16 protein-coding genes are annotated in these 26,000 nt (G+C 28.8%); 10 read left to right on the top strand and 6 right to left on the bottom strand.

The genetic code is table 11. The features are described from left to right. Nucleotides 1-7 precede the first annotated feature (7 nt). The gene (locus IR151_RS05920; RefSeq protein ID WP_227433593.1) at nt 8-328 is read right to left on the bottom strand and encodes a PadR family transcriptional regulator; all 321 of its coding nucleotides are present in this window, start codon (nt 326-328) and stop codon (nt 8-10) included. Nucleotides 329-698: 370 nt separating this feature from the next. On the opposite strand from IR151_RS05920, the gene IR151_RS05915 reads away from it, so the two are divergent. Further along, nucleotides 699-2,036: an ATP-binding protein gene (locus tag IR151_RS05915; protein ID WP_227433592.1), complete on the top strand. Its 1,338-nt coding sequence runs from the start codon at nt 699-701 to the stop codon at nt 2,034-2,036. Nucleotides 2,037-2,519: 483 nt separating this feature from the next. Here IR151_RS05915 and IR151_RS05910 read toward each other — a convergent pair whose 3' ends face one another. The 5 genes from IR151_RS05910 to IR151_RS20405 form a co-directional block, all read right to left on the bottom strand. Then, nucleotides 2,520-3,089 carry a hydrolase gene (locus IR151_RS05910; RefSeq protein WP_227433591.1) on the bottom strand — a complete coding sequence of 190 codons (570 nt, stop codon included), beginning with the start codon at nt 3,087-3,089 and terminating at the stop codon, nt 2,520-2,522. Between the two features lie 299 nt (nt 3,090-3,388). Continuing rightward, nucleotides 3,389-4,651, bottom strand: coding sequence for an MFS transporter (locus tag IR151_RS05905; protein WP_227433590.1), 1,263 nt, complete (start codon nt 4,649-4,651; stop codon nt 3,389-3,391). A gap of 8 nt (nt 4,652-4,659) precedes the next feature. Then, nucleotides 4,660-4,893 carry a hypothetical protein gene (locus tag IR151_RS05900; protein WP_227433589.1) on the bottom strand — a complete coding sequence of 78 codons (234 nt, stop codon included), beginning with the start codon at nt 4,891-4,893 and terminating at the stop codon, nt 4,660-4,662. Nucleotides 4,894-5,084: 191 nt separating this feature from the next. After that, nucleotides 5,085-5,663, bottom strand: a complete 579-nt coding sequence (locus tag IR151_RS05895; RefSeq protein ID WP_227433588.1) for a TetR/AcrR family transcriptional regulator — start codon at nt 5,661-5,663, stop codon at nt 5,085-5,087. A gap of 196 nt (nt 5,664-5,859) precedes the next feature. After that, nucleotides 5,860-6,015: a 4Fe-4S binding protein gene (locus tag IR151_RS20405; RefSeq protein WP_227433666.1), complete on the bottom strand. Its 156-nt coding sequence runs from the start codon at nt 6,013-6,015 to the stop codon at nt 5,860-5,862. 474 nt (nt 6,016-6,489) lie between these two features. On the opposite strand from IR151_RS20405, the gene IR151_RS05885 reads away from it, so the two are divergent. From IR151_RS05885 to IR151_RS05850, 9 genes are all read left to right on the top strand, one after another. After that, entirely contained in the window at nt 6,490-7,950 is a 1,461-nt protein-coding gene (locus IR151_RS05885) for an NADP-dependent glyceraldehyde-3-phosphate dehydrogenase (protein ID WP_227433587.1), read from the top strand. Between the two features lie 630 nt (nt 7,951-8,580). Continuing rightward, nucleotides 8,581-11,892 carry a DEAD/DEAH box helicase family protein gene (locus tag IR151_RS05880; RefSeq protein WP_227433586.1) on the top strand — a complete coding sequence of 1,104 codons (3,312 nt, stop codon included), beginning with the start codon at nt 8,581-8,583 and terminating at the stop codon, nt 11,890-11,892. Nucleotides 11,893-11,911: 19 nt separating this feature from the next. Continuing rightward, nucleotides 11,912-13,468 (top strand): class I SAM-dependent DNA methyltransferase, encoded by a 1,557-nt coding sequence (locus tag IR151_RS05875; protein WP_227433585.1) that lies wholly within the window; start codon nt 11,912-11,914, stop codon nt 13,466-13,468. Continuing rightward, nucleotides 13,461-14,606, top strand: coding sequence for a restriction endonuclease subunit S (locus tag IR151_RS05870; protein ID WP_227433584.1), 1,146 nt, complete (start codon nt 13,461-13,463; stop codon nt 14,604-14,606). The genes IR151_RS05875 and IR151_RS05870 overlap by 8 nt, the downstream gene beginning before the upstream one ends. 679 nt (nt 14,607-15,285) lie before the next feature. Further along, nucleotides 15,286-15,414: a hypothetical protein gene (locus tag IR151_RS20125; RefSeq protein ID WP_255621506.1), complete on the top strand. Its 129-nt coding sequence runs from the start codon at nt 15,286-15,288 to the stop codon at nt 15,412-15,414. Nucleotides 15,415-15,548: 134 nt separating this feature from the next. Beyond that, the gene (locus IR151_RS05865) at nt 15,549-16,016 is read left to right on the top strand and encodes a MarR family transcriptional regulator (RefSeq protein WP_227433583.1); all 468 of its coding nucleotides are present in this window, start codon (nt 15,549-15,551) and stop codon (nt 16,014-16,016) included. Between the two features lie 302 nt (nt 16,017-16,318). Further along, nucleotides 16,319-17,554 (top strand): MFS transporter, encoded by a 1,236-nt coding sequence (locus tag IR151_RS05860; RefSeq protein ID WP_227433582.1) that lies wholly within the window; start codon nt 16,319-16,321, stop codon nt 17,552-17,554. A gap of 630 nt (nt 17,555-18,184) precedes the next feature. Next, the gene (locus IR151_RS05855; RefSeq protein WP_227433581.1) at nt 18,185-20,686 is read left to right on the top strand and encodes an ATP-binding protein; all 2,502 of its coding nucleotides are present in this window, start codon (nt 18,185-18,187) and stop codon (nt 20,684-20,686) included. Between the two features lie 14 nt (nt 20,687-20,700). Beyond that, nucleotides 20,701-25,905 carry a GTPase gene (locus tag IR151_RS05850; RefSeq protein ID WP_227433580.1) on the top strand — a complete coding sequence of 1,735 codons (5,205 nt, stop codon included), beginning with the start codon at nt 20,701-20,703 and terminating at the stop codon, nt 25,903-25,905. Nucleotides 25,906-26,000: the final 95 nt, after the last annotated feature.

Raw genomic sequence — 26,000 nt, 5'->3', positions numbered from 1 at the left:
TCACCTCCTAAATTAATGTGTCTATTAACAATTTTGTATTATCCCATTCTTCACGGCTTTTTTTATATTTTTCTCTACCTTCGCTTGTTATAGAATAATATTTTCTTCTAGCACCAGTAGCCTCATCACCCCAATAAGATGTTATTGCACCAGATTGTTCAAGTCTACGAAAGGCTGTGTATAAGGTTGCTTCTTTTAACTCATACAAGCCTTGTGTTTTTTCTAATATAGATTTATTAATCTCATAACCATAGCTATCTTTTTCAAGTAAATGCTTTAAGATAATTGTTTCTGTATGACCTCTTATCATATCAGATGCGATTTTCATAAATATCACCTCCGTTTAAGTATATAATACTTTTATATACCTCGCCTGTCAATGTATTTCGTGTGATAAAATTTATTTTATTATAATTCTTACAGTTTTATATCGTTTTAGGAGAGAATTACATACTAAATCATATGAAAAACGTACTTTTATAGTTATTTATAGAGAAATGATGTTGTTATTAAATTGGAAGAAGGAAGAATGCTTAAATATATTAGCATATGTAATAATATTATTAAAAAATAAAATAAAATTCAATTTATTTAGGATAATTCTATCAAGGTATTTACTACAGGTGTAGAGTCGTATATAATTAAGTTATATGGAAAATTTTAAAAATTAAATTATTAATACACTAGGAGAAAATATTATGATAAAGTCAAATTTGTTTTGGAATATTTTCATTGCTATGTCTTTTATCATAGAATGGTTTGTTTGTAAAAAAATACTAGATTACACAAGTATACAAAAAATTTCCAATAAAAGAATAAATCTTTACATGATAGGTATTATTATTTTTGCTAATATATTTTATTTCTTTGACGTAATTCCAAATATAAGAGTAATTATATCTGTGATGATTATGATTGCATTTTACAAAATTTCATATAGAGTAAGGCTTACAAAAGCTATACTAATATCTTTAATGTATTGGATGTTGTTAATGGGTATAGATGCTTTGAGCATGTCTTTAACAATTTGGATTAATTCAATAGATGATATGAGCCAAATGTTAACAGAAAATATATATAGAATTGAGTCAATTGTATCTGGAAAGACAATTTTGCTTTTAATTTTATTTTTATATAAGACATTAAAAATAAAATTGAATATAGAAATAAATAAAAAGACATTAACATATGTAATTATACCTATAATTGCCAATATAGCGTCTTTCTTTGCTATTTTTGAATACATATTTAATCCTAAAACTAGTGGTAGTTTAATACATAATTATCAATTACTTATAATCTCTATCATGTTACTTCTATCGAGTATTATCTTGATTTTAGTTGCTAAAAAATTACAAGAGTATAATGCATTAATAGCAGAAAATAATATGATTAAAAACGTTTTACATAATAAAAATGAATATTATGAGGATATAGAAAAGAAACATTTAAAAACTAGATTATTAAGTCATGATATGAAAAATCATATCTTATGTATAAAAACTATGGTTAAAAAAGGTATTGATGTTACTTCATATTTAGATGACTTACAGATGGAGATTCAAAGTAATGATATTTTATTTAATACTGGTAATTTTATCTTAGATGCTATATTGAGTGAGAAGAAAGAAGTTTGTGATAAAAATAATATAGAACTTAAAATAGGAATAAATTTTGGTCACTGTGAAGCTATTGAATTAATAGATGTATGTCATATATTTTCAAATATCTTAGATAATGCAATTGAAGCATGTAAAAAAATTGAGGAGGGGAGTAAAGTAATTTGTGTTAAAGGTGATGTTTTACAAAATTTTTATCTTATAAGAGTGGAAAACACTAAAGTAAATGAAATTATCACAAAGAACGGACAAATTGTAACAGATAAAAAAGATGCACTTCATGGTCTAGGAATAAAAAGTATAAAAAACTCTGTAAATAAATATGGAGGAAACGTTGTAATTGAATATGATGATAAAAAATTTGTAGTTAAGATTGCTATACCACTTAGGAATGTAAAAAAAGCAATTAATATATAATTTGATGTGTCATGAGTAAATAATATAATTTTATAAAGATAATAGACTTAATTATTACCTATAAGAATCTATTTAAATTAGTGTGTTATATAGTGAATTATACATATAGTGAGCTATGCATATAGTGTGTTGTAAAAATAGTGTGTTGTACATATAGTGAGTCGTACATAGAATGAGTTTTAAAATATAAAGTCTGAGATTTAGAGGTAATGTGGCTGGAAGTAGATAACAGGGGTGGAATCAGTAGACAAAATAACATAAAAAAGAAGTTGCATCGAAAGGAGAAAAACTCTTTAGAGATGTAACTTCTATTGCAACTAAAGTTATGTTATATTGATAAAATCAACAAAACATTTGTATCAACGTAACTGCTTATTAGTGAAACTATTAAATTGATAAATACATAATCAGATACTCTATATAAATAAAGTTGTTCTAGTATTTAATTTGGTTTTATTATACTTACTTTATATGTATGATAGCCTATATTTCCATTTCTGGAATTAGGCTTCTCATAGCCTCTATAGTTGTTTGTATAAGTTTGTCAAGTTCCCAATCAAGCATTTCTGCACCACTTCTTATAACATCTCTAGAACAGCCAGCAGCAAAAGATTTATCTTTAAATTTCTTTTTAACAGACTTTAATTCTAAATCAGATACACTTTTTGAAGGACGCATTATTGCAGCAGCACCAATTAATCCAGTAAGTTCATCTACAGCAAATAAAACTTTTTCCATAAATTGCTCTGGTTTAACGTCTGAGCCAGTCAATCCATATCCATGACTTACAGTAGAATCAATTATTGATTTATCTAAATCAAGTTCAGTCATTAATTCTCTTTGCTTAACACAATGTTCTTCAGGATACATCTCAAAGTCTAAGTCATGTAAAAGTCCAACGATTTCCCAAAATTCTACTCTTTCAGGGTCGTATTCTTTTGCATAATATCTCATAACACCAGATACAATTTGAGCGTGTCTTATATGAAATTCTTCCTTATTGTATTTTTTTAAGATTTCCCATGCTTGCTCTAAATTTGGCATGTAACTCATTACTATCACTCCTCTAGCTGAATATTTTGAATTTTTATAAAGCTTATTTTTCATTGATTATATCAATCAATTTCCAATACGTCAACACACTAATGCATAATTTTGCATTTAAATTCAGAAATTAGTGAAAATTAAAATTTTATCAGTATATATGACACATTCATATATTATGCTACAGTCGTATAGTTTTGTATATTTTGTAAAATTAAGACTAAAATCAAACATCATAATGTATCTATGAATATAAATATTCTGCTTATATTATTTGTAAAAAATACAATTAGAATATAATAAAATCTCTATTTGCTGTACTTAGCACTTTTGTCTTTTAATATTATTTTTGAAATAATTGCTATAAAGAATATAACTATACCAACTCCTATGATAATAATGTAAACTCTATCTGATAATAAATCAAAAAGTTTACCATATATGACCTGACCAAGAGGCATTGCAGCAGCTGTTCCTGCAAAAAGTATCGCCATTACTTTTCCTAACAGTTCATTTGGAGTTTCTAATTGAGTTATTGTTATGGCAAATATTGAAATAATTGTTGTCATGAAAAATATTAACATAGAGGATATTACAAGAATTAAAAATGGTGCTACCAACCCTGTTTGTAGTATAGATGGATATACCGAAAATGCCATTGGAATAAACATTAGTGCACATACACAAAGGTATATATATAAATTACTAATTTTTATATGTTTAGAGAACATGCCAATACTTATAGCAGCTACTAGTGAACTAAATGATATTGCTCCCTGTGCAGTACCATATAAGGTATCATTAGCACCCATTGTTATTTTTATTATATATGGTATACCTACAATTATCATTGAAGTTAAAAAGAGGTTTAATGCCATTGCTATAAATAATATTTTTAATAGAGTAGGATTTTCTTTACATATATGGACAATACCATCTTTTATATCATTAAAGATAGACTTTATGATATTATCAGACTGTTCTTGTTTAACAAAAGGCATCTGAATAAACATTTCCATAATAGCTGATAAAAAGAAGCTTATACAACTGATAATTACAATAGCATTAACTCCAAGAATTCCATATAAAACACCACCTAGTACAGGTCCAGCGATATTTGTAAGAGATGCAACTCCAGCTACGACACCATTTGCATTCATTAAATTTTTACTATCAACTAGGATAGGTGTACTCGACTGAACAGTGGGTTGATACATCGTACTTATTATTGAAAGTATAGTCATGATAATTCCTACAATCAGTATTGAACCTTTATTGTTAAATAAAAATAATGCTAAGACTAGAACAGTTAAACTACTTGAAAAATCAAAAATAACCATTAAATTTCTTTTATTAAATTTATCTGCAATAGCTCCACCAATAGGGGAACATATTATAATTGGAATTGAAGATACTGCAAGTATTGTAGCAAATATTCCTGCTTTTCCTGTCATATCAAGTATGTACAAGGATAAAGCGAATTTAAGTATTGAGGCACCAAACAGCGAAATTATTTGACCTAATACCATTAAGTTGAAGTTTTTGTTGAAAGTATTTAGTGATTTTGTCATATATACACCTACCTATCTAAGATTATTAAAACATTTATAATAATTGTTATAACAGCAATTACTATTAGAAGTTTTCTTTTTATTTTAATTCCTAACACTATTAAAAATATAGCAAACATTATAGATAGAGTAGAGTAGAAAGGCATAAGTTCACTACTAGGGTCTACAAGTTTTGTATGTATGTTTAATTTTTCATTTATTTTATATATAATATCGTTTAGTTTTTGTATTAGTTCAATCATATGGACTCTCCCAAAAGAATTTTAAAGGAATTTTAGCAGAAAAACAAAATTTATTATTTTTGCTGTGTAATTCACTTAATTTGTTTATTTAATTTAATTTATTTTATTTTATAGTTACCTATTCTACTAGTTACATATTCTACATAATCATTTATTTTACTTATATAATCTAGTAAAATTAGCACATCATATTATTCAAATATATCATCTACAAGATTCTCTATCATGAAATCGAATACTTCAAAGTAGTTATATCCAATATCTTCTTTTAACAGTAGACTTGATAATAGAGCATTACAAACACCAAAGGCTTTTTCTTTATCTATTTTTAGTTTAAAATCATACTTTTCAATTAAATCATAGAAGCTTTGTATATTGTTATGTTCAAGCTTTGAAACCATGTCTTTAGGTAATTTGTTTAAAAAAGCAATAGAATCATGATCTCTGGGAGCATATAAAAATGGATTTTTATCATATAAGCGATATAACATCTTTAAAGATGCTACAAATCCTTCTTTTGTAGGCATACTATTCAAGATTTCGTATAGTGATGATATAAGTCTATTTTGAATTCCATTTAATACTTCAAAAAATAACTTTTCTTTTGAATCAAAAAATGTGTAGAAAGAGCCTTTTGCAATTCCTGCCTTTGAACAAAGCTCATCAATATTAGTTTTTTTATATCCATATTTAGACCAGTGGTTTTCACATTCTAAAATTAATCTTTCTCTTATATTGTTTTTTTCAACTTCTGTAAAGCTTTTAGCCATATTTATCAATCCTTTCCATAAGTATGTATATGTATAACTTAAAATATTTTTTTAGTCATACATATATAGTATTGTCCATTTATGAATTTGTCAAGCATGATTTTGTTAACAAACAACGGTTTTTTGCTACAATCTGCAAGTAGTATTATAGTAGAGGCAGTTATATGAAAAGAGCCAATAGCCATAAGGAATGACCTTATAGGTTATTGGTTCTATGTATGTGCATTTGATAACTGGCATATTTAATTGTTTTACAGGGACATACTTTAGCACATAATCCGCAAGAAATACAATCATCCCAAACTGTAAAATATTTATCATTGCCTGGACAGTTCTTTATATAACGGTCCATTATTTTATGGAAAAGTGTGTTTACTAAAAAATTGGATTTTGGATAGCTTTTTATTTCTTTTCGTGATGTTTCTTTTTTAAAACAGAATAGTATTCTGTTTAAATTATATGACATAGGTAGATTAGGGTCAATAATTAACAAAATAATGTTCTCTTAATTGTGTAATATGTTCTATTATGGTTGACATTATGATATGTGTAATTATATCTGCAAGAAACTCAAGCATGAAATGATGAGGAATTATTTAAAATAAAAATACATTAAAATAAGTACTTAAACTACAGAGACATATTAAAAAATAGATATTTAAATTAAAAAGCTACTTCTAATTAAAACGGTATTTAAAATACAAAAAATAAGGATTACAAATTTTTTTTTAAAGGTAAACGTTTATGAGAAAAAGAAATGTTTACATAACAAATAAATGGCTATAATTTAAATACATAATGTTATATCAGAGAGAGGAATAAAAATATGTTTAATGAACTTAAAACCGAAGAAAATGTATATAAAAATTTAATAAATGGGAAATGGGTAGAATCCAATTCAAAAAAACCAATAGAAATTTACTCACCAATAGATAACTCACTTGTTGGAAAAGTACAATCTATGACAAAGCATGAAGTAGATGAAGCTATTAAAAATACAAAAGAAAGTATAAAGGTATGGGCTGATATGCCTGTATACAAGAGGGCTAATATATTTCATAAAGCAGCTGACTTATTGCTAGAAAATATGGATGAAATAGCTAATATATTGGTACTTGAAATAGCTAAAGATATAAAATCTGCAAGAGCAGAAGTTGAAAGAACAGCAGATTTTTTGAGATACACAGCAGATGTAGGAAAGAATATGGAAGGTGAGGCTATTAGTGGTGACAATTTCCCTGGTGGAACACGTAATAAGATGTCTTATGTTTCAAGAGTTCCGTTGGGTACTGTTTTAGCTATATCTCCATTTAATTATCCTGTAAATTTATCAATGTCAAAAATTGCACCAGCACTTATTGGTGGAAATGCAGTTGTCCTAAAACCTGCTACACAAGGAGCTATTAGTGCACTTCATTTAGTAGAAATTATGAGAAAGGCTGGTATACCAGATGGTGTACTCAACACAATTACAGGTAGAGGTAGTGAAATAGGAGATTATGTTGTAACTCATAAGGGAATCAACTTTATAAATTTCACTGGTAGTACTGAAGTTGGTCAACATATATCTAAAATATCTAAAATGGTTCCGTTATTATTGGAACTTGGTGGAAAAGATGCTGCTATTGTATTAGAAGATGCCGACTTGGATTTTGCAGCTAAAAACATAGTAGCTGGAGCTTACTCATATTCAGGTCAAAGATGTACGGCAGTAAAGAGAATTTTGGTTCAAGATAGTGTGGCTGATAAGCTAGTTGAAAAAATAAAACCGTTAGTAGAGAAGTTAACAGTTGGGAATCCAATGGATGAAGTAGTTATTACACCTCTTATAGATAACAAATCAACTGATTTTGTTCAAGGATTAGTGGATGATGCATTGCATAAAGGGGCTAAATTAATAACAGGTAATGTTAGAAAAAATAATTTATTTTATCCAACATTATTGGATAATGTAAGTGTTGATATGAAAATTGCTTGGGAGGAACCTTTTGGACCAGTACTTCCAATTATAAGAATTAAAGATATAAATGAAGCAATTGAGATTGCTAATCAATCAGAGTATGGGCTTCAATCATCAGTATTTACAAGTGATATTGATAAGGCTTTTTATATAGCTGATAAGCTTGAGGTTGGTACTGTTCAAATAAATAATAAGACTGAGAGGGGACCAGACCACTTCCCATTTTTAGGGGTAAAGGCATCTGGAATGGGAACTCAAGGCGTTAAGTATTCAATTGAGGCTATGACTAGACCTAAGGCAGTAGTAGTAAATGTTAAGGGTCTGTAGATTATACTAGTAATATTGGATAGAGTGGAGAAATTAATTTTTTCCACTTTATATTTTGATTTTTAAAGCTTTATATAGCTCTAGAAAATAATGAAGTTTTAATCAGGATATAGATTTTGTATAAATTATATAGATATAAAAAAGGTTCACTCTAATTAGGGTGAACCTTTTTTATTTATTCATCAGAAGTAGATTTTTTATTTATATGGGCTAAATAATAACTCTCATCAAAAATAATTAATATTCACACTATTAGTTTCTAACATACTTTACAAACATCACATTTCATATCAAGTCTATTACATATATTAGCCCATGTGTTTTTATTGTTTTGTATCTTAGCTGATTTGTGAAGCTTCCACGTTTTTGATAAGTTACTTTGTCAGTTTTTCTTAGGTTATTGCTCTATAGATATATGTAAATTTAGTTAGATAGTGTCGTCAATATGGATAGTTGTTTGGTATTCCGCCTAGGATAAAATCGTTGTTTCCCTATACTAGGCTGGATTTTATTTACCTTTAGTATATAATAAGATATTTTGTCTATGTAGTACATATGAATGGTATAATAATACTTATGGGAATATAACAAATTGGAATAGTATAAAGCTAAAAGGGGAGAAAATAAACAATGTCAAACTTTTATTTTTTAGAGAGATGGTCTAATCTAAAAAAGCTAGGAATGCAGGCAGAAAATTACATAATTGTAGATCCAAATGCTTCGATGTTAAAAACTAGAATATTAGGGGAACAATTAATAGATTTAGTATTAGCAACATTAAAAGTAGAAATAGATAGATTTGCAACTCAAGATGATAAAATAAAAAAGTTAAGGACTCTAAATTTAAATCAATCTATACCAGACTGGTTTAATATAGTTAGACTTCATGGTAATAAAGCAATGCATGAAGCTATAGATGATAAAGATAAAGCAAAAGAAGCTCTAATGGCAATGATAAAGATAAGTGCTTGGTTTTACATAAATGTAACTAAAGATAAGTCTATACTTCCACTTAAATTTAAAATGCCAAAAGTAAGTTCTCAAAAAGTGTATAAAATAGATGATTATAAAAAAGAAGTAGAGAAAATTGAGGAAAATAATAAAAAAGAATTAGTACAAGTAAAAGAAGAGCTAAAACAAACTTCTATAATAGATAGTTATACAGAACTTAAAAAAGTAGAGGATATATTAGATTTAAATGAAGCACAAACTAGAAAAAAATTAATAGATGTGTTATTAGAACAAGCAGGGTGGGCTGTATGTGGTAGTAAAGTAGTTAAAGAATATAAAATAGAAAACTACAAAGGAAAGACTGGAAAAGTAGGGTATGCTGATTATGTATTACTTGATAAAAAAGACAATCCTATAGCAGTAGTAGAAGCTAAAAAAACAATGGTAGATCCATATGTAGGCCAGGAACAAGCGAAATCTTATGCTGATGGCATAGAAGCACAAACTGGTATAAGACCTATAATATATTTCACTAATGGATATGAAACTCATATGTGGGATGATAAATATAGTGCTCCAAGACTTGTATGGGGATTTTATAGCTTAGAAGATTTAGAATATGAAATGTTTAAGCATAAAAATAAAAGACCTCTTAGTAGTGTAGAAATAGATACAAGTATAAGTGGTAGAAGTTATCAAATAGAAGGTATCAAAAGTGTATACGAAAAGTTTGAAAAAGGACATAGAAAGTCTTTAGTAGTAATGGCAACAGGATGTGGAAAGACAAGAACTGCCATATCTCTAGTAAAAGGGATGATAGAAGCTAACCATGTAAAAAGAGTATTATTTTTAGCTGATAGGGATGAACTTGTAAAGCAAGCAAGTAGAGATAAAAGTAGTTTTAAGACTTTTATGCCAAATACCCCGCAAATGAGAATAACATCAAAAACATCTCAGGATAGAGAATCAGTACTGTATTTTTCAACTTATCAAACAATGATAAATTACTATCACGAGTTTAGCGTAGGGTTCTTTGATCTTATAATATGTGATGAAGCTCATAGAAGTATATATAAGGTATATAAAGATATAGTAAACTACTTTGATTCATATATAGTAGGACTTACAGCTACACCAGTAGGATTTATAAATAGAAATACATTCTCATTATTTGATTGTGGTGACAAAGATCCTACATTTTCATACTCATATGAAGAAGCAGTAAATCATATACCACAGTACCTACTTAAGTATAGAGCAAAAGATGCCTCAACAGAGTTTTTAAGAAAAGGTATAAAATGGAATAATTTAAGTGAAGAACAAAAAAGAGATTTAGAAGAAGATGGATTAGATGAAGAACAAATTGACTTTGATAAAAATGATTTAGAGGAGTTTGTAAGTAATAAAGATACGAATAGAAAAATACTACAAAACCTTATGGAGAGTGGAATCAAAGTAAAAGATGAAATAGGTAAAAGTATAATATTTGCTAAAAACAAAAATCATGCTACATTACTTTTAAAATTGTTTGATGAAATGTATCCTCAATATAATGGTAATTTAGCAGCTATAATACATTCAGATATAAAAAATAAAGACGATATACTAAAAAGATTTAAAGAAGAAGATAGACCTAAAATAGCAATATCAGTAGATATGTTAGATACAGGAGTTGACGTTCCAGAAGTAGTAAATCTGGTATTTGCAAAACCTATATATTCAAAAGTAAAGTTTTTACAAATGATAGGTAGAGGTACAAGACTTTGCCCTAATCTGTTTGGAAATGGAGAAGATAAAGAAGAATTTTATATATTTGATCATTGGAAAAATTTTGAGTTCTTTGAGGAAAAACCAGAGGGCATAATTCCAATAGAAGCTAAATCATCACTTCAAATTAGATTTGAAAGTAGATTGAAGCTTTTAGAAATATTAAAATCTAAAGAATTAGAAGAAGAAGTAAACAATATTGTAAAACTCATAAGAGAAGATATAGATAGTTTACCAGAAAAATCAGTAGAAATAAGAAAAAATAAAAAAATTATAGATTCATTAAAACTGGATAAAGTATGGGATAGCATAGATAAAAACTTATTAAATAAATTAATGAAAAATATATCACCACTAATGGGGTGGGTAGATGTAAGTGATCATAGGGATGCAATACTATTTGATAACTCGATGTATAAAATACAAATATTAAAGCTTAATGATGATCCAAACATAATTACTCATGTATCTAAGGTAATAGGAGATTTATCTAAGCTTAACACAACTATGAATCAATTTAATAGAGTTCGTAATTATGTAAAAGAACTACTTAAAATAGAAAAGTGGGGAAGCTTAAATTATAAAGAGTTAGAAGAAATAAGAATACTTTTAAGAGATTTAATGAAGTATAAGTCTAAAAATACAAAACCATTCGTAGAAATAGATATAAAAGATAGTGATATCTTAATAAAAGATATAGGCACAAGCGATAATTATGGGCAAGTTAATGTAGATGCTTACATAGAAAGAGTAAAAAATACCCTTGAAAAAGAAATGAGCATGAACCTTGTTATACAAAAGATAAGAAAAGGAAAAGAAATAACTAAAAAAGAGTTAGATAATATTTATGATATATTTAATTCTGGAAGAGTAGAGTTTAGCTTAGATGAATTATCAGAAAAAACTCATGTAAGTAAAGAAGATGTTATAGGTATAATAAGAAAATTTGTTGGAGTAGATGAAGAAGAATTAAATACCAAATTTGATGAATTCATAAATATAAATCACTCTAAAATGAATGTAAAGCAAATTAATATGATTAAAATGATAAAAGATGATATACTAAACAATCGAGGAATATCATTTGCCACACTTTATGAAGGAAAATATACAACACTAAGTAAGGATGGTATAGATGGTATATTTAATGAAAAACTTTGTGATAAGGTATTTGATTTAATAGAACCATATAGAGCTGAAGAAGAAGATAACATATATGCATAAATAGAAAGAGGAGAACAATATGCTTAATTCAGAAATAAAAAGTAAAATAGATAGGTTATGGGATAGCTTTTGGTCAGGGGGAATATCAAATCCCCTAACTGTCATAGAGCAAATATCATATTTATTATTTATAAAGAAATTAGATGACACAGAAATTGCAAAAGAAAAGAAAGCTAAGAGAATGAGAAGACCATATACTACTGTATTTGAAAAATACGTACAAAGTATGGATGAAGATCAAATAAATAGAGTTAACTTAAATTCTGATAATTTAAGATGGTCGGAGTTTGTTCACTATGATAGTGAAGCAAGTTTTAAAAATATGCAAGATAAGGTGTTTCCATTTTTAAAAACATATTCAGATGAAGATAGCATCTTTGCAGATCAAATGAAAGATTCAGTGTTTTTAATACAAAAGCCAAGTTTATTATATGAAGCAGTTCAATTAATAAGCTCTATAAACTTAGATGATAATGATACAAACGGTGATTTATACGAATATCTATTGTCAAAACTTGCAACAGCAGGTGTAAATGGTCAGTTTAGAACCCCAAGACATATAATAAATATGATGGTAGAATTAATGGACCCAACAATAGAAGATGTAATAACAGACCCATCTTGTGGTACTGCAGGATTTTTAGTAAGTGCTAGTGAGTATATATTGAGAAAGCATACAGATAAAAATAGTGTATTTACTGACGAAGAAGGGATACTTCATGATAAGATAGGGGACAAAATAGATAGTAATGGGTGGGAGCATTATAAAAATAAGATGTTTAATGCAACGGAGTTTGACCCATCTATGTTTAGAATAGCAGCTATGAACTTAATGCTTCATGGCATAGAAAATCCACAGATAACTCAGGTTGATGCTTTATCTAGCCAATATGACGAAGAAGATAAATATTCTTTAGTACTAGCTAACCCTCCTTTTAAGGGAAGTATAGATGAAGGAGATATAAATAAGAGCTTAAGAAGTGTTGTAAAAACTAAAAAGACTGAATTATTATTCTTAGTACTTATAGATAGGATCCTTGATATGGGTGGGAGAGGTGCTGTTATAGTTCCAGATGGTGTGCTATTTGGTTCATCTAAGTCTCATAAGGATGTTAGAAAAAAGATAGTTGATGAGTGTGAGTTAAAGGCTGTTATTTCTATGCCTAGTGGTGTGTTTAAGCCTTATGCTGGGGTTTCTACTGGTATACTTGTATTTACTAAGGGTGGAGAGACTGATAAGGTATGGTTCTATGATATGCAAGCTGATGGATATAGCTTAGATGATAAGAGAAATGAAGTTGAAGCTAATGATATTCCCGATATTATAGAAAGTTTTAGAATGTGTATGGATGATAAGACACTTGAGCCAAGTAAAGAAGATAAGTGGTTCTTTGTTGATAAGAGTGAGATTGTTGATAATGGTTATGATTTGAGTATCAATAAGTATAAAGCGATTGAGTATGAGGAAGTTGTGTATGAAGTTCCAGAGGTGATTATGGAGAAGATTGAAGCTCTTGAGATGGGTATTCTTGAGGATATTAAGGCTTTAAAGAAGATGGTGAATGGACATGAGTAAGAGGTTACCGCAAGGATGGAAAAAAGTTAAGTTAGGAACTTTAGTTAATATAAAAACTGGAAGACTTGATGCTAATGAAAGTTCACTAGATGGAGAATATCCATTTTTCACTTGTTCAGTGAAACCATTAAAAATATCATCATATAGCTATGATTGTGAATGTGTATTGGTTGCAGGGAATGGAGATTTAAATGTAAAATACTATGATGGAAAATTTGATGCATATCAAAGAACATATATAATCGAAAGTATAGATAAAAATAAATTAGAGGTTAAATATTTATACTATTTTATGAGTAAGTACATTGATGTGCTGAGAGCTAAATCAGTAGGTGGAGTTATAAAATATATTAAGCTTGGAGATTTAACTGACGCAAAAATACCAGTACCACCTTTGGAAGAGCAAGAAAGAATAGTCTCTATTTTAGAAAGAGCAGAGGGCGCTATTTGTAAGAGAGAAGAAAGTAATAGATTACTTGATGAATTAGTTAAATCAAGATTTATTGATATGTTTGGTGATCCAGTAACTAATCTGAATAATTGGGATATAGAAACTATTGGAAGTGTTGTAAAAAGTATAACTGCAGGATGGAGTGCCAACGGGGAAGCTAGAGTGAAAATGAAAGATGAAAAAGCTGTTTTAAAAGTTAGTGCTGTAACGCAAGGATATTTTAAATCAGATGAATATAAGGTAATAGATAAGGATGTAGAGATTAAAAAGTATGTTTTTCCAGAGCAAGGGGATTTATTATTTAGTAGAGCAAACACAAGAGAGATGGTTGGAGCTACATGCATTATTCACAAGGATTATCCTGACTTATTACTTCCAGATAAATTATGGAAGGTATTATTTGTTGATAGAGTAAATGTATTTTATATGAAATATATATTAAGTGAATCATCAATAAGAGCGAAATTTTCGGCTAATTCAACAGGTACAAGTGGATCTATGTATAATGTTTCGATGGATAAGTTCAAGAATATAGAGATTCCAGTTCCACCAAAAGAACTTCAAGAGCGATTTGCTGATTTTGTCAAACAAGTAGACAAATTGAAATTTAAAATGGAAAATAGTTTAGAAGAGTTAGAAAACAACTTTAATTCACTTATGCAAAAAGCATTTAATGCAGAATTATAATATTAAAAATAGGGAAGTGATTTTTATAAATATAATAGATACAATAAATAATATATTTACGACTAGAGAACAAGCAATGATAATGTGGTGTATTATTATTGCTATATCTGTATAAAAGATAAGAAAATAAGAAGTAGTATAAAAGATTTAAAAAAATTAATGAAAAAGATTCTTATAACAATTCTAGGAATAGTTATAATTATATGCACAATAGCATTTGGTTTTTTGTTATATAAACTAGCATATTTAAAATAACTTATAATAAAAGATTATATATATTGGGTTTTATTTGGACTTATACAAGTAATAATTAAGATTGTAAAAAATAGCAAAACAGATAATTGTAGATATAATTAAGTTTGGTATAATACATTTATTTATAATACATTCATGCATTATGAGTTTAGTATCTGAGTAATTAATAATACCATTAGCATTTATATATCAGGCACATGATGTAAAAGATATAGAATTTCGGAAAATTATATCTATAGATATAGTATGTATATTAGGTGTAATAGCATGTGCTTTTTATTTTATATGAACAAGTGGGATTATATATAGGACTTAGAAGTAAATTAATAGTATATATACTACTTACAAAAATGTTTGTGTTATGTAACATATTTATCTAAATATTAATATAATAAATATATTAATGTTAATAGGGTGCTAATATATGGATAAAACAAAAAATGAGATACAATTAATAACTAAAATTGTAAATAAAGTGTATCACAAGGAAATGATAGATTTTTATAAACATTATAACTTATCAACTAGAAATGGTGACCCAGAAATGAGATAGGATTAAATTAGATGATTCTATCTCTTTATTTTATATAGTTCGATTCCTAAAAGAATTATTTTAACATTGTTGAAATAGAAACAAAAGTTTAATATAATATTGTTAATGCACTAACGGGTGGGAGGATATATACCATGAATAAAGAAGAACAGGTCATGATGGGTTTTAGAGATTTACTAAATAAGACTGTTTGGCTTAATAAATTTAAGATGGAAGAGAGTCTCAAGGGTTATAAGTCTTCTGAAGTACATTGCATTGAATACATTGGAAGAAATGTAGACTGCAATGTGACAAAACTGGCAGAATACTTTTATATGACTAGAGGTGCCATAAGTAAAGTAACTAAAAAGCTAATAAAAAAAGGTGTTATTGAAAGTTACCAGAAGCCTGATAATAAAAAAGAAATCTATTTTAGACTTACTGAGCAAGGTAAAACAGTTTATAATATCCATGAGGAACTTCATAAAGAGTTTCAAGAACGTGATAAAGTTGTATTTGAGCAGGTAACTGATGAACAATTTGACAGTATGATTAGCTTTGTCGAAAATTATAACCGACATTTGGATGAAGAAATAAAAAAACAGGGGATAATATTAAAGTAGAATAAATCAGAATAATGAAAATGAAATCATATACAGCCTAACTCTATTGAGAATAGGCTGTATTTTTATTGTTATCTATTTTGTTGACAAGGAAACAAAAAAATGATACTATAAATATGTTTCCAAGGAATCAAAAAACGAATATAGGAATATACCTCCAAATGAGGCGAAATGATAAAAGATGAACATGCTACTAGGGAAATAAAATAATGAAAAAAGTAAAGAGGTAAAAAAGTAAAAAAGAAATAAATAAATATGTTTCTAAAGGAAACAAAATTATAATTTTTGAGAGGAGAATTTAAGTGTTTATATTTAAATCAAACAATGAACAGAATACAGAACAAATTGTAGATAAAAAGGCTTTGATATTTGGTCTTATATCTGCGTTTCTTTGCGGAATCGGATTCACTATCATAGCACCTGTCGTTCCATTCTTAGTGCAACCTTATACAAATAGTCCAGAAGAACAAGCTATAGTTGTTACAATGCTAACTTCTGTTTATGCAATCTGTGTGTTTTTTGCAGCTCCTGGGCTTGGAGCTTTGAGTGACCGATATGGACGTCGTCCATTACTCTTATTATGCCTTTTGGGTTCTGCAATAGGGTACTTAGTTTTTGGAATAGGAGGAGCTCTATGGGTATTATTTGTTGGACGTATAATAGAAGGTGTAACAGGTGGGAGCATAAGCACTATCTTCGCATATTTTGCAGATATTACTCCTAGAGAACATAGAAGCAAATACTTTGGATGGGTGAGTGCATTTTCAGGTGTAGGCTGTGTTATTGGTCCAACTGTAGGTGGATTACTTGCTAAGTTTGGTTATTCTGTGCCCATGTATTTTGGAGCAATAATAACTTTACTTAATGTTATTTATGGATTCCTGTATATGCCTGAGAGCCTTGATAAGAAGAATAGATTAAAGTCGATTACACTTGCAAGGCTAAATCCATTTATACAGCTTGCAAATGTACTTTCTGTAAAAAAATTAAAAAGGCTACTTTTATCAGCATTCTTACTTTGGATACCAAATGGGTCTTTACAGTCAGTTTTTTCACAATTTACAATAGACACTTTCAATTGGAAACCCGCACTAATTGGACTTGTATTTTCAATTATGGGTATACAAGACATCATTTCACAAGGTTTTATAATGCCAAAGCTTTTGAAAAAACTTAGTGATGTACAGATAGCAATTCTTGGAATGGTTTCAGAGATTATAGGTTACAGTTTTATTGCAGCATCAGCCTTGTTTTCGTTCTATCCTATTTTTATTGTTGGAATGTTTATATTTGGTTTTGGCGATTCTATCTTTGGACCTTCATTCAATGGGATGCTGTCCAAGTCTGTCGATTCTAGTGAGCAAGGGAGGATTCAAGGTGGTAGTCAATCCATTCAATCTTTAGCAAGAATAATTGGACCTATCATTGGAGGTCAAATCTATGTATTTCTTGGTCATGCGACACCTGCTTTTATGGGCATGATACTTATAGGAATGGCAACATTAGTTTTGTATAAGGGGACACATGTAAATGTGTAAACTTTGTAAAATATAATAAGTAAAAATTCACTTTATGGAGCAGTTGATTTTAATAGATTGACTGTTTTTTTGTATTATATTATTTTTAATTAGATAAATTTGACTTTAAAAGTTTTTTATGATGACTATGTGTCCAGTTATGCACTTTTATCGACTAGTTACACAGTTTGTGTTGAATGTTTAGAAAATTCGTACTATTATATAAATAAATTTAAGCATATAAGGAGGTTTGTTATATGAATATTTATTGTGGAGGATGGTCAAAATTTAGACCAGTAAAAAAATAAGAAGTAGAAAAATAAGAAGTAGAAATATTCAATTAAGCTGTAGAAATGTTAAAAGATGTTGATTATGAAACACTTATCGTTGCTACTTAAGTTGTAGCAGGTACAAATTTAAAATTTATTTGTAATGCTACTGCAATTACAAAGGCACCTAAGGATTATTTAGCAGAAATTATGATTTTCAAAGCTCTTCTTTGTGAAGAAAAAAGTAGAACATGTAATTAGATATATAAAATAAAAAATATAATTAGATATATAAAATAAAATAACTGTGTTAGTAAAGGCTTTATTTTACAAGCACAGTTATTTTAATATTAAAAAATTTTATAAAAAAGGGAGAAAATACATGGGAGAAAAAAATAAGCTTTTAGAAGAAATCAAAATCCTACTAGATGAAGGAAAAGTAGCAATAGATAAAGCTATAAATAAGAATCTAATTTTGATTCTTGGAGGCACAGGTTGTGGGAAAAGTACAGCAATTAATTATCTTGCAGGATGTGAAATGAAGGAAGTAGAAGATGAAGATACTGGTATCTCCTATATTGAATGTGTAGACCCTGTTGCAGAAATTGGTTCAGGAGCTGTTTCACAAACTTTGTATCCAAATATTGTAGATATGAGAAGAGAAGTAGAAGGAATGGATGCAAAATTATGTGATACTGCAGGATTTAGTGATAACAGAGGAGTAGCACATGACATTAGTGCAGCAGTTTCGTTAGGAGAGGTGTTTAGAAATTCTGCATCTATATGTGGAGTAGTTGTACTAATACCAGAAGCAGATATATTAGAGGCTAGACTTACAAAAGTACTTGATTTATTTCAACAATTAAATATGTGTCTTCATAAAGAGAATTTTAGAGGAAGTATTACTTTCTTTATTTCTAAAAGCTTTTTAGGAAGAACAGAAAAACAAATATATAATGTGATTAGAAAAAAATACGAACAATTGTGTGAAAGTCCAGAAAATAATATAAAAGATAAAGCTTGGTTATTTGAAGAATTGCTAAAAGGAGAAGGAAAAAATATTCATCTTTGTAAACCACTTGAAGCAGAGCAAAGAGAAGGATTATTAAAAGAAGTAATAAAATTAGAAGAAGTAAAAGATAAAACATCAGCATTCCAATATCCAATCAGTGCAGATGCAAGATTAGTTTTAGATACATTAATAAAAGATATTCAAAGTAGTATAGTATCTAGACTAGAAGTTTATGTCAAAGAATATACAGAAGACTTTATTAAGAAGGTTGAAAGAGTAACAATGATTCAAGAAATGTCAAAATATGAAAGAGTAGTAGACATATTTAAAAACTGGTTAGAAAGTTCAGTTAATGCAGAGAGTATTACTTTAGATAAATTTATCAATTTATTGTCAGGAGAAAGTGGATTATTCTTGGAAGACACATGTATAAAATTACAAAATGAGATAAGAAGAAACTTAGATATAATTAAAGATTTAAATAAATATACAGACCATGGAAATGCTGAAATTTCACTATCTTCTGTATATATGGAATCTATTATAGAAAAAACAAGTAAAAGTATAATGGAACAAAAATTTATTATTATAAGAAAGAAAATAGAAGAGATTTTAGTTTCTTATGAGGTACAAAAACAGGTATGGACATTATCAAATAGAGATAAATTGATGGAAGTTGCAAATAAAACAGACTACATATATAGTAAACGTGATTTTGAGCCTATTTTAAAGAATCTTACAGATAGAAATAGTGAAGAATTAGAAGCAAATATAACAAGATTAAATGCATATGGAGAAAAAGGAAATGAAATAATTAGAAATCTTGTAAGTAAATATATTTTAAATCCATTTATAATAAAATCATTTATACTTAAAGAAAAGACGGTAATAGAAGTTAAAGCATTAATTAAAAACTTGGTAATTAGCAGTGTTTTAGAAGCTTTTAGAAATAGAAACGTGGGAGATGATGTCTCTACAATTATGTTTTCAGCTAAAGACACTATCTATATGGATACTAATCTTGGAATGGATTTTGCATCAGAAAAAAATATCATTATTTCTTGTGAGAATCTTGATGTAAGTAGTAATTCTAAGATTAATGTAAGTGGAAAGAGTGGAAATCTTATAGATAATTCTATATATGGAATCAATGGTGAAGATGGTAGAGATGCAGGAAATATTTATTTGTACATTAAAGAAGAAATTAGAAACTATCGCCTTACACTAATAGCAAATGGAGGAAATGGTTCAAGAGGAACAGATGGTAAAGATGGTGTGGCTGGAAGCACAGGTAGAAATGGAAGTGATGCAGGATATACAAGTTATTTCTATGGACAAATGTTTAAAGGTTATTTTGCAGAAGGAACAAGTGGTGCAAAAGGAGGAAAAGGAGAAAAAGGAGGAAATGCTGGAAGAGGTGGAAATGGAGGAAGTAAAGGAAATATTTACTTCTTGGCAGATTCAGATAAAAAGAGAGAGAAGTTAATCAGTTGTTGTGATATAACAGTAAGAGATGGAGAAAGAGGTCCAGATGGAAGACCAGGATTTGGTGGAAGTGGAGGAAAAGGTGGTCATCATGGTTATAATACACTTTCATTCTCTCCAAGTGCTATAGATTCTACTGTATACTATACAGGATATTTTAAAAGTTGGGATTATAAACTAACTAGTATTACTAGTTATCGTATAACTCTTGAAGGTGGAAGTTGGGAAAAAGGAAAAGAAGGTCCATCAAGAGAGTATGCTGATTATGGAGATAGAGGAGAATCTGGAGGATATAATAATCCAAATTATAAAAAATCAACAGCAGTTTTAAAAGTTGAAGAAAGCTTTGTTAAAGAGAAATATCAAAACTATTGTGCTGAAGTATAGAAAGGGATGGATATATGTCAAATGAATTGTATAATGGAATCATAAATCTTTTGGAAAATGGAAGGAATGAACTGGAAAGATACAATTTAAAAGAAAAATCGATTTTGTTATTCCTGGGTGCTTCAGGGGTTGGAAAAAGCACTTGTATCAACTATTTAAAAGGTTGTGATATGGAAGAAAAAACAGATGCGGAAACTGGACAAGTGTACATCACAGCTAAAGATTCAGCAGTTGATATTGGTAATGGTGTATATTCTAAGACTTTATGCCCAGAAGTTGTAGATATTGAAAATAAAGCATTTTCTTTATGCGATTGTCCTGGATTTTTTGATAATCGTGGAGCAGAGTATATGATTGCAGGAGCAATGCTTGTAAGAGAAACTATATCTGCATCTTTAAAAGTAAAAGGTATAGTAGTCATTTTAGACTACCAGTCTTTACTGGACTCTAGACATACACTGTTAATTGATACAGCTAAAAACTTAAAAGATATGTTTAATGAATATACACAGTATAAGGAAAATTTTTTCTTTCTTATCAATAAAATACCTAAGTCACTTAGTGGTAGCGTGACAAAAGAGAAAGTTAGAAATATACTGAAAAAAGTAAAAGAAGACCTAGATAGCCAAGAAAAATATTATGAAGGTTATAAGGAACTGGTATATCTGTTAAATGTGGTACTAGCAGATAATGTTTCTATAGAATTGTGTAATCCACTAGACACAAAGCCAGAAAATCTATTGAGAGAATTAGAAAAACTTCCAACTACTTTCAAGAAAACTGATATGGGATTAATGCTTACTGCTTCTTGTAAAATGGAGATACAAAAAGCTGTTGACACAACATATAAAGAACTAGAAAAACTTCTAGCTCCTTATATAGAAAGTGTAAAAAAGGCATTAGAAGATTCTATTTCCATTTTATCTTCTATAGAAAATCTAAAAGAAAAAAAATCTCAGTTGGAACAAATGTATCAGAGTTTATGTAAAACAAATAGTATTGAAGAACTTATGGAGTTTGTACAAGGGCTTTTCTATGGTGATGGAGTGCAAAAAGTAAATATATTAGAAAAAATACACCTTGTTCTAGAGCTAAATAGTTACTGCAAAGAAACTAATATTGTCGGTCTAAGTGAATTATTAAAGTCATTATTAAATACAACACTGGAAGATACATTAAAATGTATTAAATACTGGATAGCAGAGAAGGAATTGGAACAAGAAGAAGCTGAGAAGCTTCTAGATGCAGAATACAGAAGAGAAAAAATCCAAAATTGTACATATATAAAATCATATGAAAAAGATAAAGTGCTTTCTATATATATTCCTGTACCTAAAGTGAATTTATCAGATTTAACTAAAATAATATCTGGCTATAAACTTAATGAATTATCATCTATATATATGTATGGAGAGTGTGAGCTAAAAATAGATTGTGATATGAAGAAGGATGTTTTCTCAGGTAAAAATATAGTTCTATTAGTTGAAAGATTATGTATACCAAAAGGTTCTTATTCAATTAATGTTTCTGGAAATGACGCAAAAAAATTGGATGGAGAAAGTTCTATTTATAACGGAATGAATGGAAGAGTCGGAAATAATGCAGGAACCTCAGGCGATATTTTAATATCTTTTAAACATATACAAAAAGAAGGCGAACTTAAGCTTTATGCTGACGGTGGACAAGGTGGAAATGGTCAAGATGGAAAAGTAGGAGAAACAGGAGCATCTGGAGTAGCTGGAGCAAATGCAAAACTAGGCTCTAAACCAGAGAAAAAAGAGTTTGCTGAGGAAAAAGGTGCAAAATACTATATAATAGAAGCAGAAAAAGGAAAACAAGGAAATACTGGAGGAACAGGTGGAGATGGTGGAAATGCTGGTCTTGGAAGTAAGGCTGGACAGATTTATCTCCTTGGAGAAGCAACAGTTCTAAAAAGTTCTATAAGCCAAATAGACGGAAGACATGGCTTAGCTGGAAAAGGCGGTTCTGGAGGAAAAGGTGGAGCTGGGGGTCTTGGAGGAATCCGCGGAATTTTTGAAGAAGCAAGAATGTATACAGGAATTTCTGGTAAAACGGGTTATAGTGACATAAACTATTACTATTTTGATAGATATGTGATAGGGAGTGGTTCAGATAGTGAGGAAACAGCAGATGATGGAAAGGCATTAGATGATCTTTATACAAAACACAAGGACTGGACAATTAAAAAGCTTGCAGACTCAGGTCTAGATGGAGCACAGGGAAAAGAAGGAAATCCTGGAAAGTCATTAGTAGAAAACGAATTGTTAAAGCAAGAGTATTCTCTATCAATGGATACATTTTTCTATCAATTCTTTGAAAGATTTGGTTTTTCTGGAAGTAAAGGATATAGAAATCTTAAACTTTTATGTGCAGTAGGAATTTTAGAAGCTGATATTTTAGAAATTTCGCATATTTATGAGATTTTTAATGCAGTTGAGAAAGTGGAAATGCAGTTAAATAGAGAAATTCTTCAGAAGTATTATAAATTTGATAAGAAAAATAAAGAAGTAATTTCTTTAGATGATATGCATATTAAGAAAGCGTTTTACCAAGAAGCAAAAGAGATTTATGACTACCTTATAAATAAATTGATGCAGTCTAATAGAATAGAAGCTTTTGTAAAAGAAAATCAGAGTTTTAGTGAATGGAGTATGATTTTATTTGCATTAGAACAGAAGGCAGCATTTTACATGCAGATGATAGAGGAAGATGAAATTGGAGGAAATCGTGTTACAGATATTCGAACTCTGACAGATTATCTAGAGAAGACTTTAAAAGAATTGGAACAAGGAAAGAAAGATGAATTAAAAGAATCATATTTCAATACCTATAAGGAAAGTGTTCTAACTCAAATTAACTCAGGAAATCAACAGATAGAAGTTTTGAAAAAAGAGCTTGAAAATAAAATGCTTTCTGTTGGAGCAAAAATGAATCTTTTGATTCAAGAAATTCTAAAGATAAAAGAAGATGAAAAAGAAGATATAAAGAAACTAGAAGAAAAGAAGGAAAAACTTCAAGAACAGATGAAAATACAACTAATTCTTTCTGGAATACAGAGTGCATTGAGTTTACTATCATCATTAAGTGGTATTGGTCAAGCGTGCTTAGGAGCTTTTGATAGTGCAAAATCTTTAAAAGAAAATCTTTCAGCTAAGGAAGAAGAGTATCAATGGACTAACAGAATGGTTAATTTTTCAGATTTCAAAATAGATTCTGAAGGTATGAGTTTTGTCCTTGGAACTCAGTTAAATGAAGATAGAAAGAATGCTTTAGGAGCAATGACAAATAAATTAGTCGGTGTTGATGATGGAAAGAGAGATAATTTTAATAAAATTAAAGAGATTATGACTAAGTCCTTAGATAATAATGACTACCAAGGGAAAGAAAATGACATTGCAGTAGCAAAAAATGGCTTGGATGAAGGCGAGTATGAAAAGATATACAAAAGCATTCAGAAAAAAGAAATGGGTATGTTGGAAGCAAATTATAGTAATAAACAACAAAAAGATAAATTGGTTGCACTAGAGAAGTGTAAAGCATCTATTGAAAGACAGCAAAAAACAGCAACTATTAAAAATGTATTAAGCATTGGTAGTGCAAGTTGTTCTTTTATTAATACAGCAATTAGTAGTGTTAATAATTGTCTAAATGTAAAAGCTAGCTTTGAAGATAAAATAAAAGTAGTTAAAGATGCGATTAAGTCAAAAGAGGATAATATTAAAAAACTAGATAATTTAAATATTCAGATGGAAGAGTTCAAAAATAAAACATTGAAAGAATCTATTATACCATTTGTAGACGGATTTGATACTACAGTTAAAAATCAGGATATTTTTGAAAATGAAATAAGCAGACTAAAAATGAAAGATGTCCTAACTGAATTAATTAAGAAGTTTGAAATCTTGAAAATGGAAAATTCAGAGGATATTTCTGGGATTTTCAAAAAAGTACAGGATATGATGGATGCTCAGATTATTATTACTGATAAGATTGACAAGAAAAAAGATAATCTTGCAATGGGAGAACTGATTTATCAAATGTCAGACAGTGGTAACCAGATGAATGAGTATCAGAAAAAGCTTATTCATCAAATTGAATTGAATCAGATTAGATATTTGTGCCAATTGGAGGCAGCAGCTTTTCAATTATGGACATTTCCATTTGGAAGCAATATAGTAAATATCTTAAATAGATGTCATGTAGGGATAACAGAAAATGAAGATGAGGTGCTAAAGCAGGCAAAGGAACAGAATAGACAAATTAAAGAGTTTTTAGTTCAAGATACTTATCAATGGCAAAAGACAGATAATCATATTTTGAAAATACCATTAGCAGGAAGTTTAGCAGGAAAATCACGTGTGGGATTTGAAAATACATTTTCTTTATATGATTGTAATGAAGAAGAAGTGAAAAAGCTTTTGACAGGAGAAGAAATTAGCTTTGAAATTCCACTAAATCAAAACTATGATGCAATGAAATATGTGACTATTTATGCAAATATACCTAATCTTAGACGAAATATTTTAGATGATAGTTTAAAAATAAATGTACATATGCATTTATATGATAAAGGATATTTTTCTCTATATGATGATAACAAAGATATGCACTATCAATATGTATTTCCACAAAATTATATCGATATTACACATGGCTTGGATGTTAAATATAAAAAAGATGATGATTCAGATTCAGTAAACTCTATATGGTCTTCAATAGAAGATAAAGGAATAGAAAAGTTTAAAAATGCGGGATTAAACTCTGGTAGAAGCCCATATTCTATGGCTAAGCTTTCTTTGAAAGCACATTTTAATAAGAAGCTTTCTTATGACCTATTGACAAGTGAGCAGAATAAAAAGCTAGAGTCATATTTTGAGAAGAGTAGCAAAGATGCATGGAATCAGAGTATAGAGAGCTTTAAAAAACTTGGATACATTGATAAAAGAGGCATTTTGTTAAAAAACTGGTCTGAAATTAAAAAGGATATGGATAACAATGGAGAAATTATGAAGTATTTCTCTATATTACAGGCTGATTTGTGGGAAAAAATTATATATGAGCAGATGAGTATACTGAAAGAGAATATACCAAATCTGACAATTGAGTTTATTGGTTGTGGTATCTATGTAGAGTCTGAATTTAACTATCTAAAACAAAATGAACTAAAATGCTATGAACAGAGATTAATTGAAATATAGCGGTTTTAAGTGAGGTTTAAGGAAGGGTGTTTTTAGTAGTTAAGTAGAAATATTATGGAAATTTAGTCAAAAAAGCACTTTTAAATATTACTGTT

This window comes from Clostridioides sp. ES-S-0006-03 (assembly GCF_020662275.1).
GTDB lineage: Bacteria > Bacillota > Clostridia > Peptostreptococcales > Peptostreptococcaceae > Clostridioides.
This window is presented reverse-complemented; position numbering and strand designations above follow the sequence as displayed.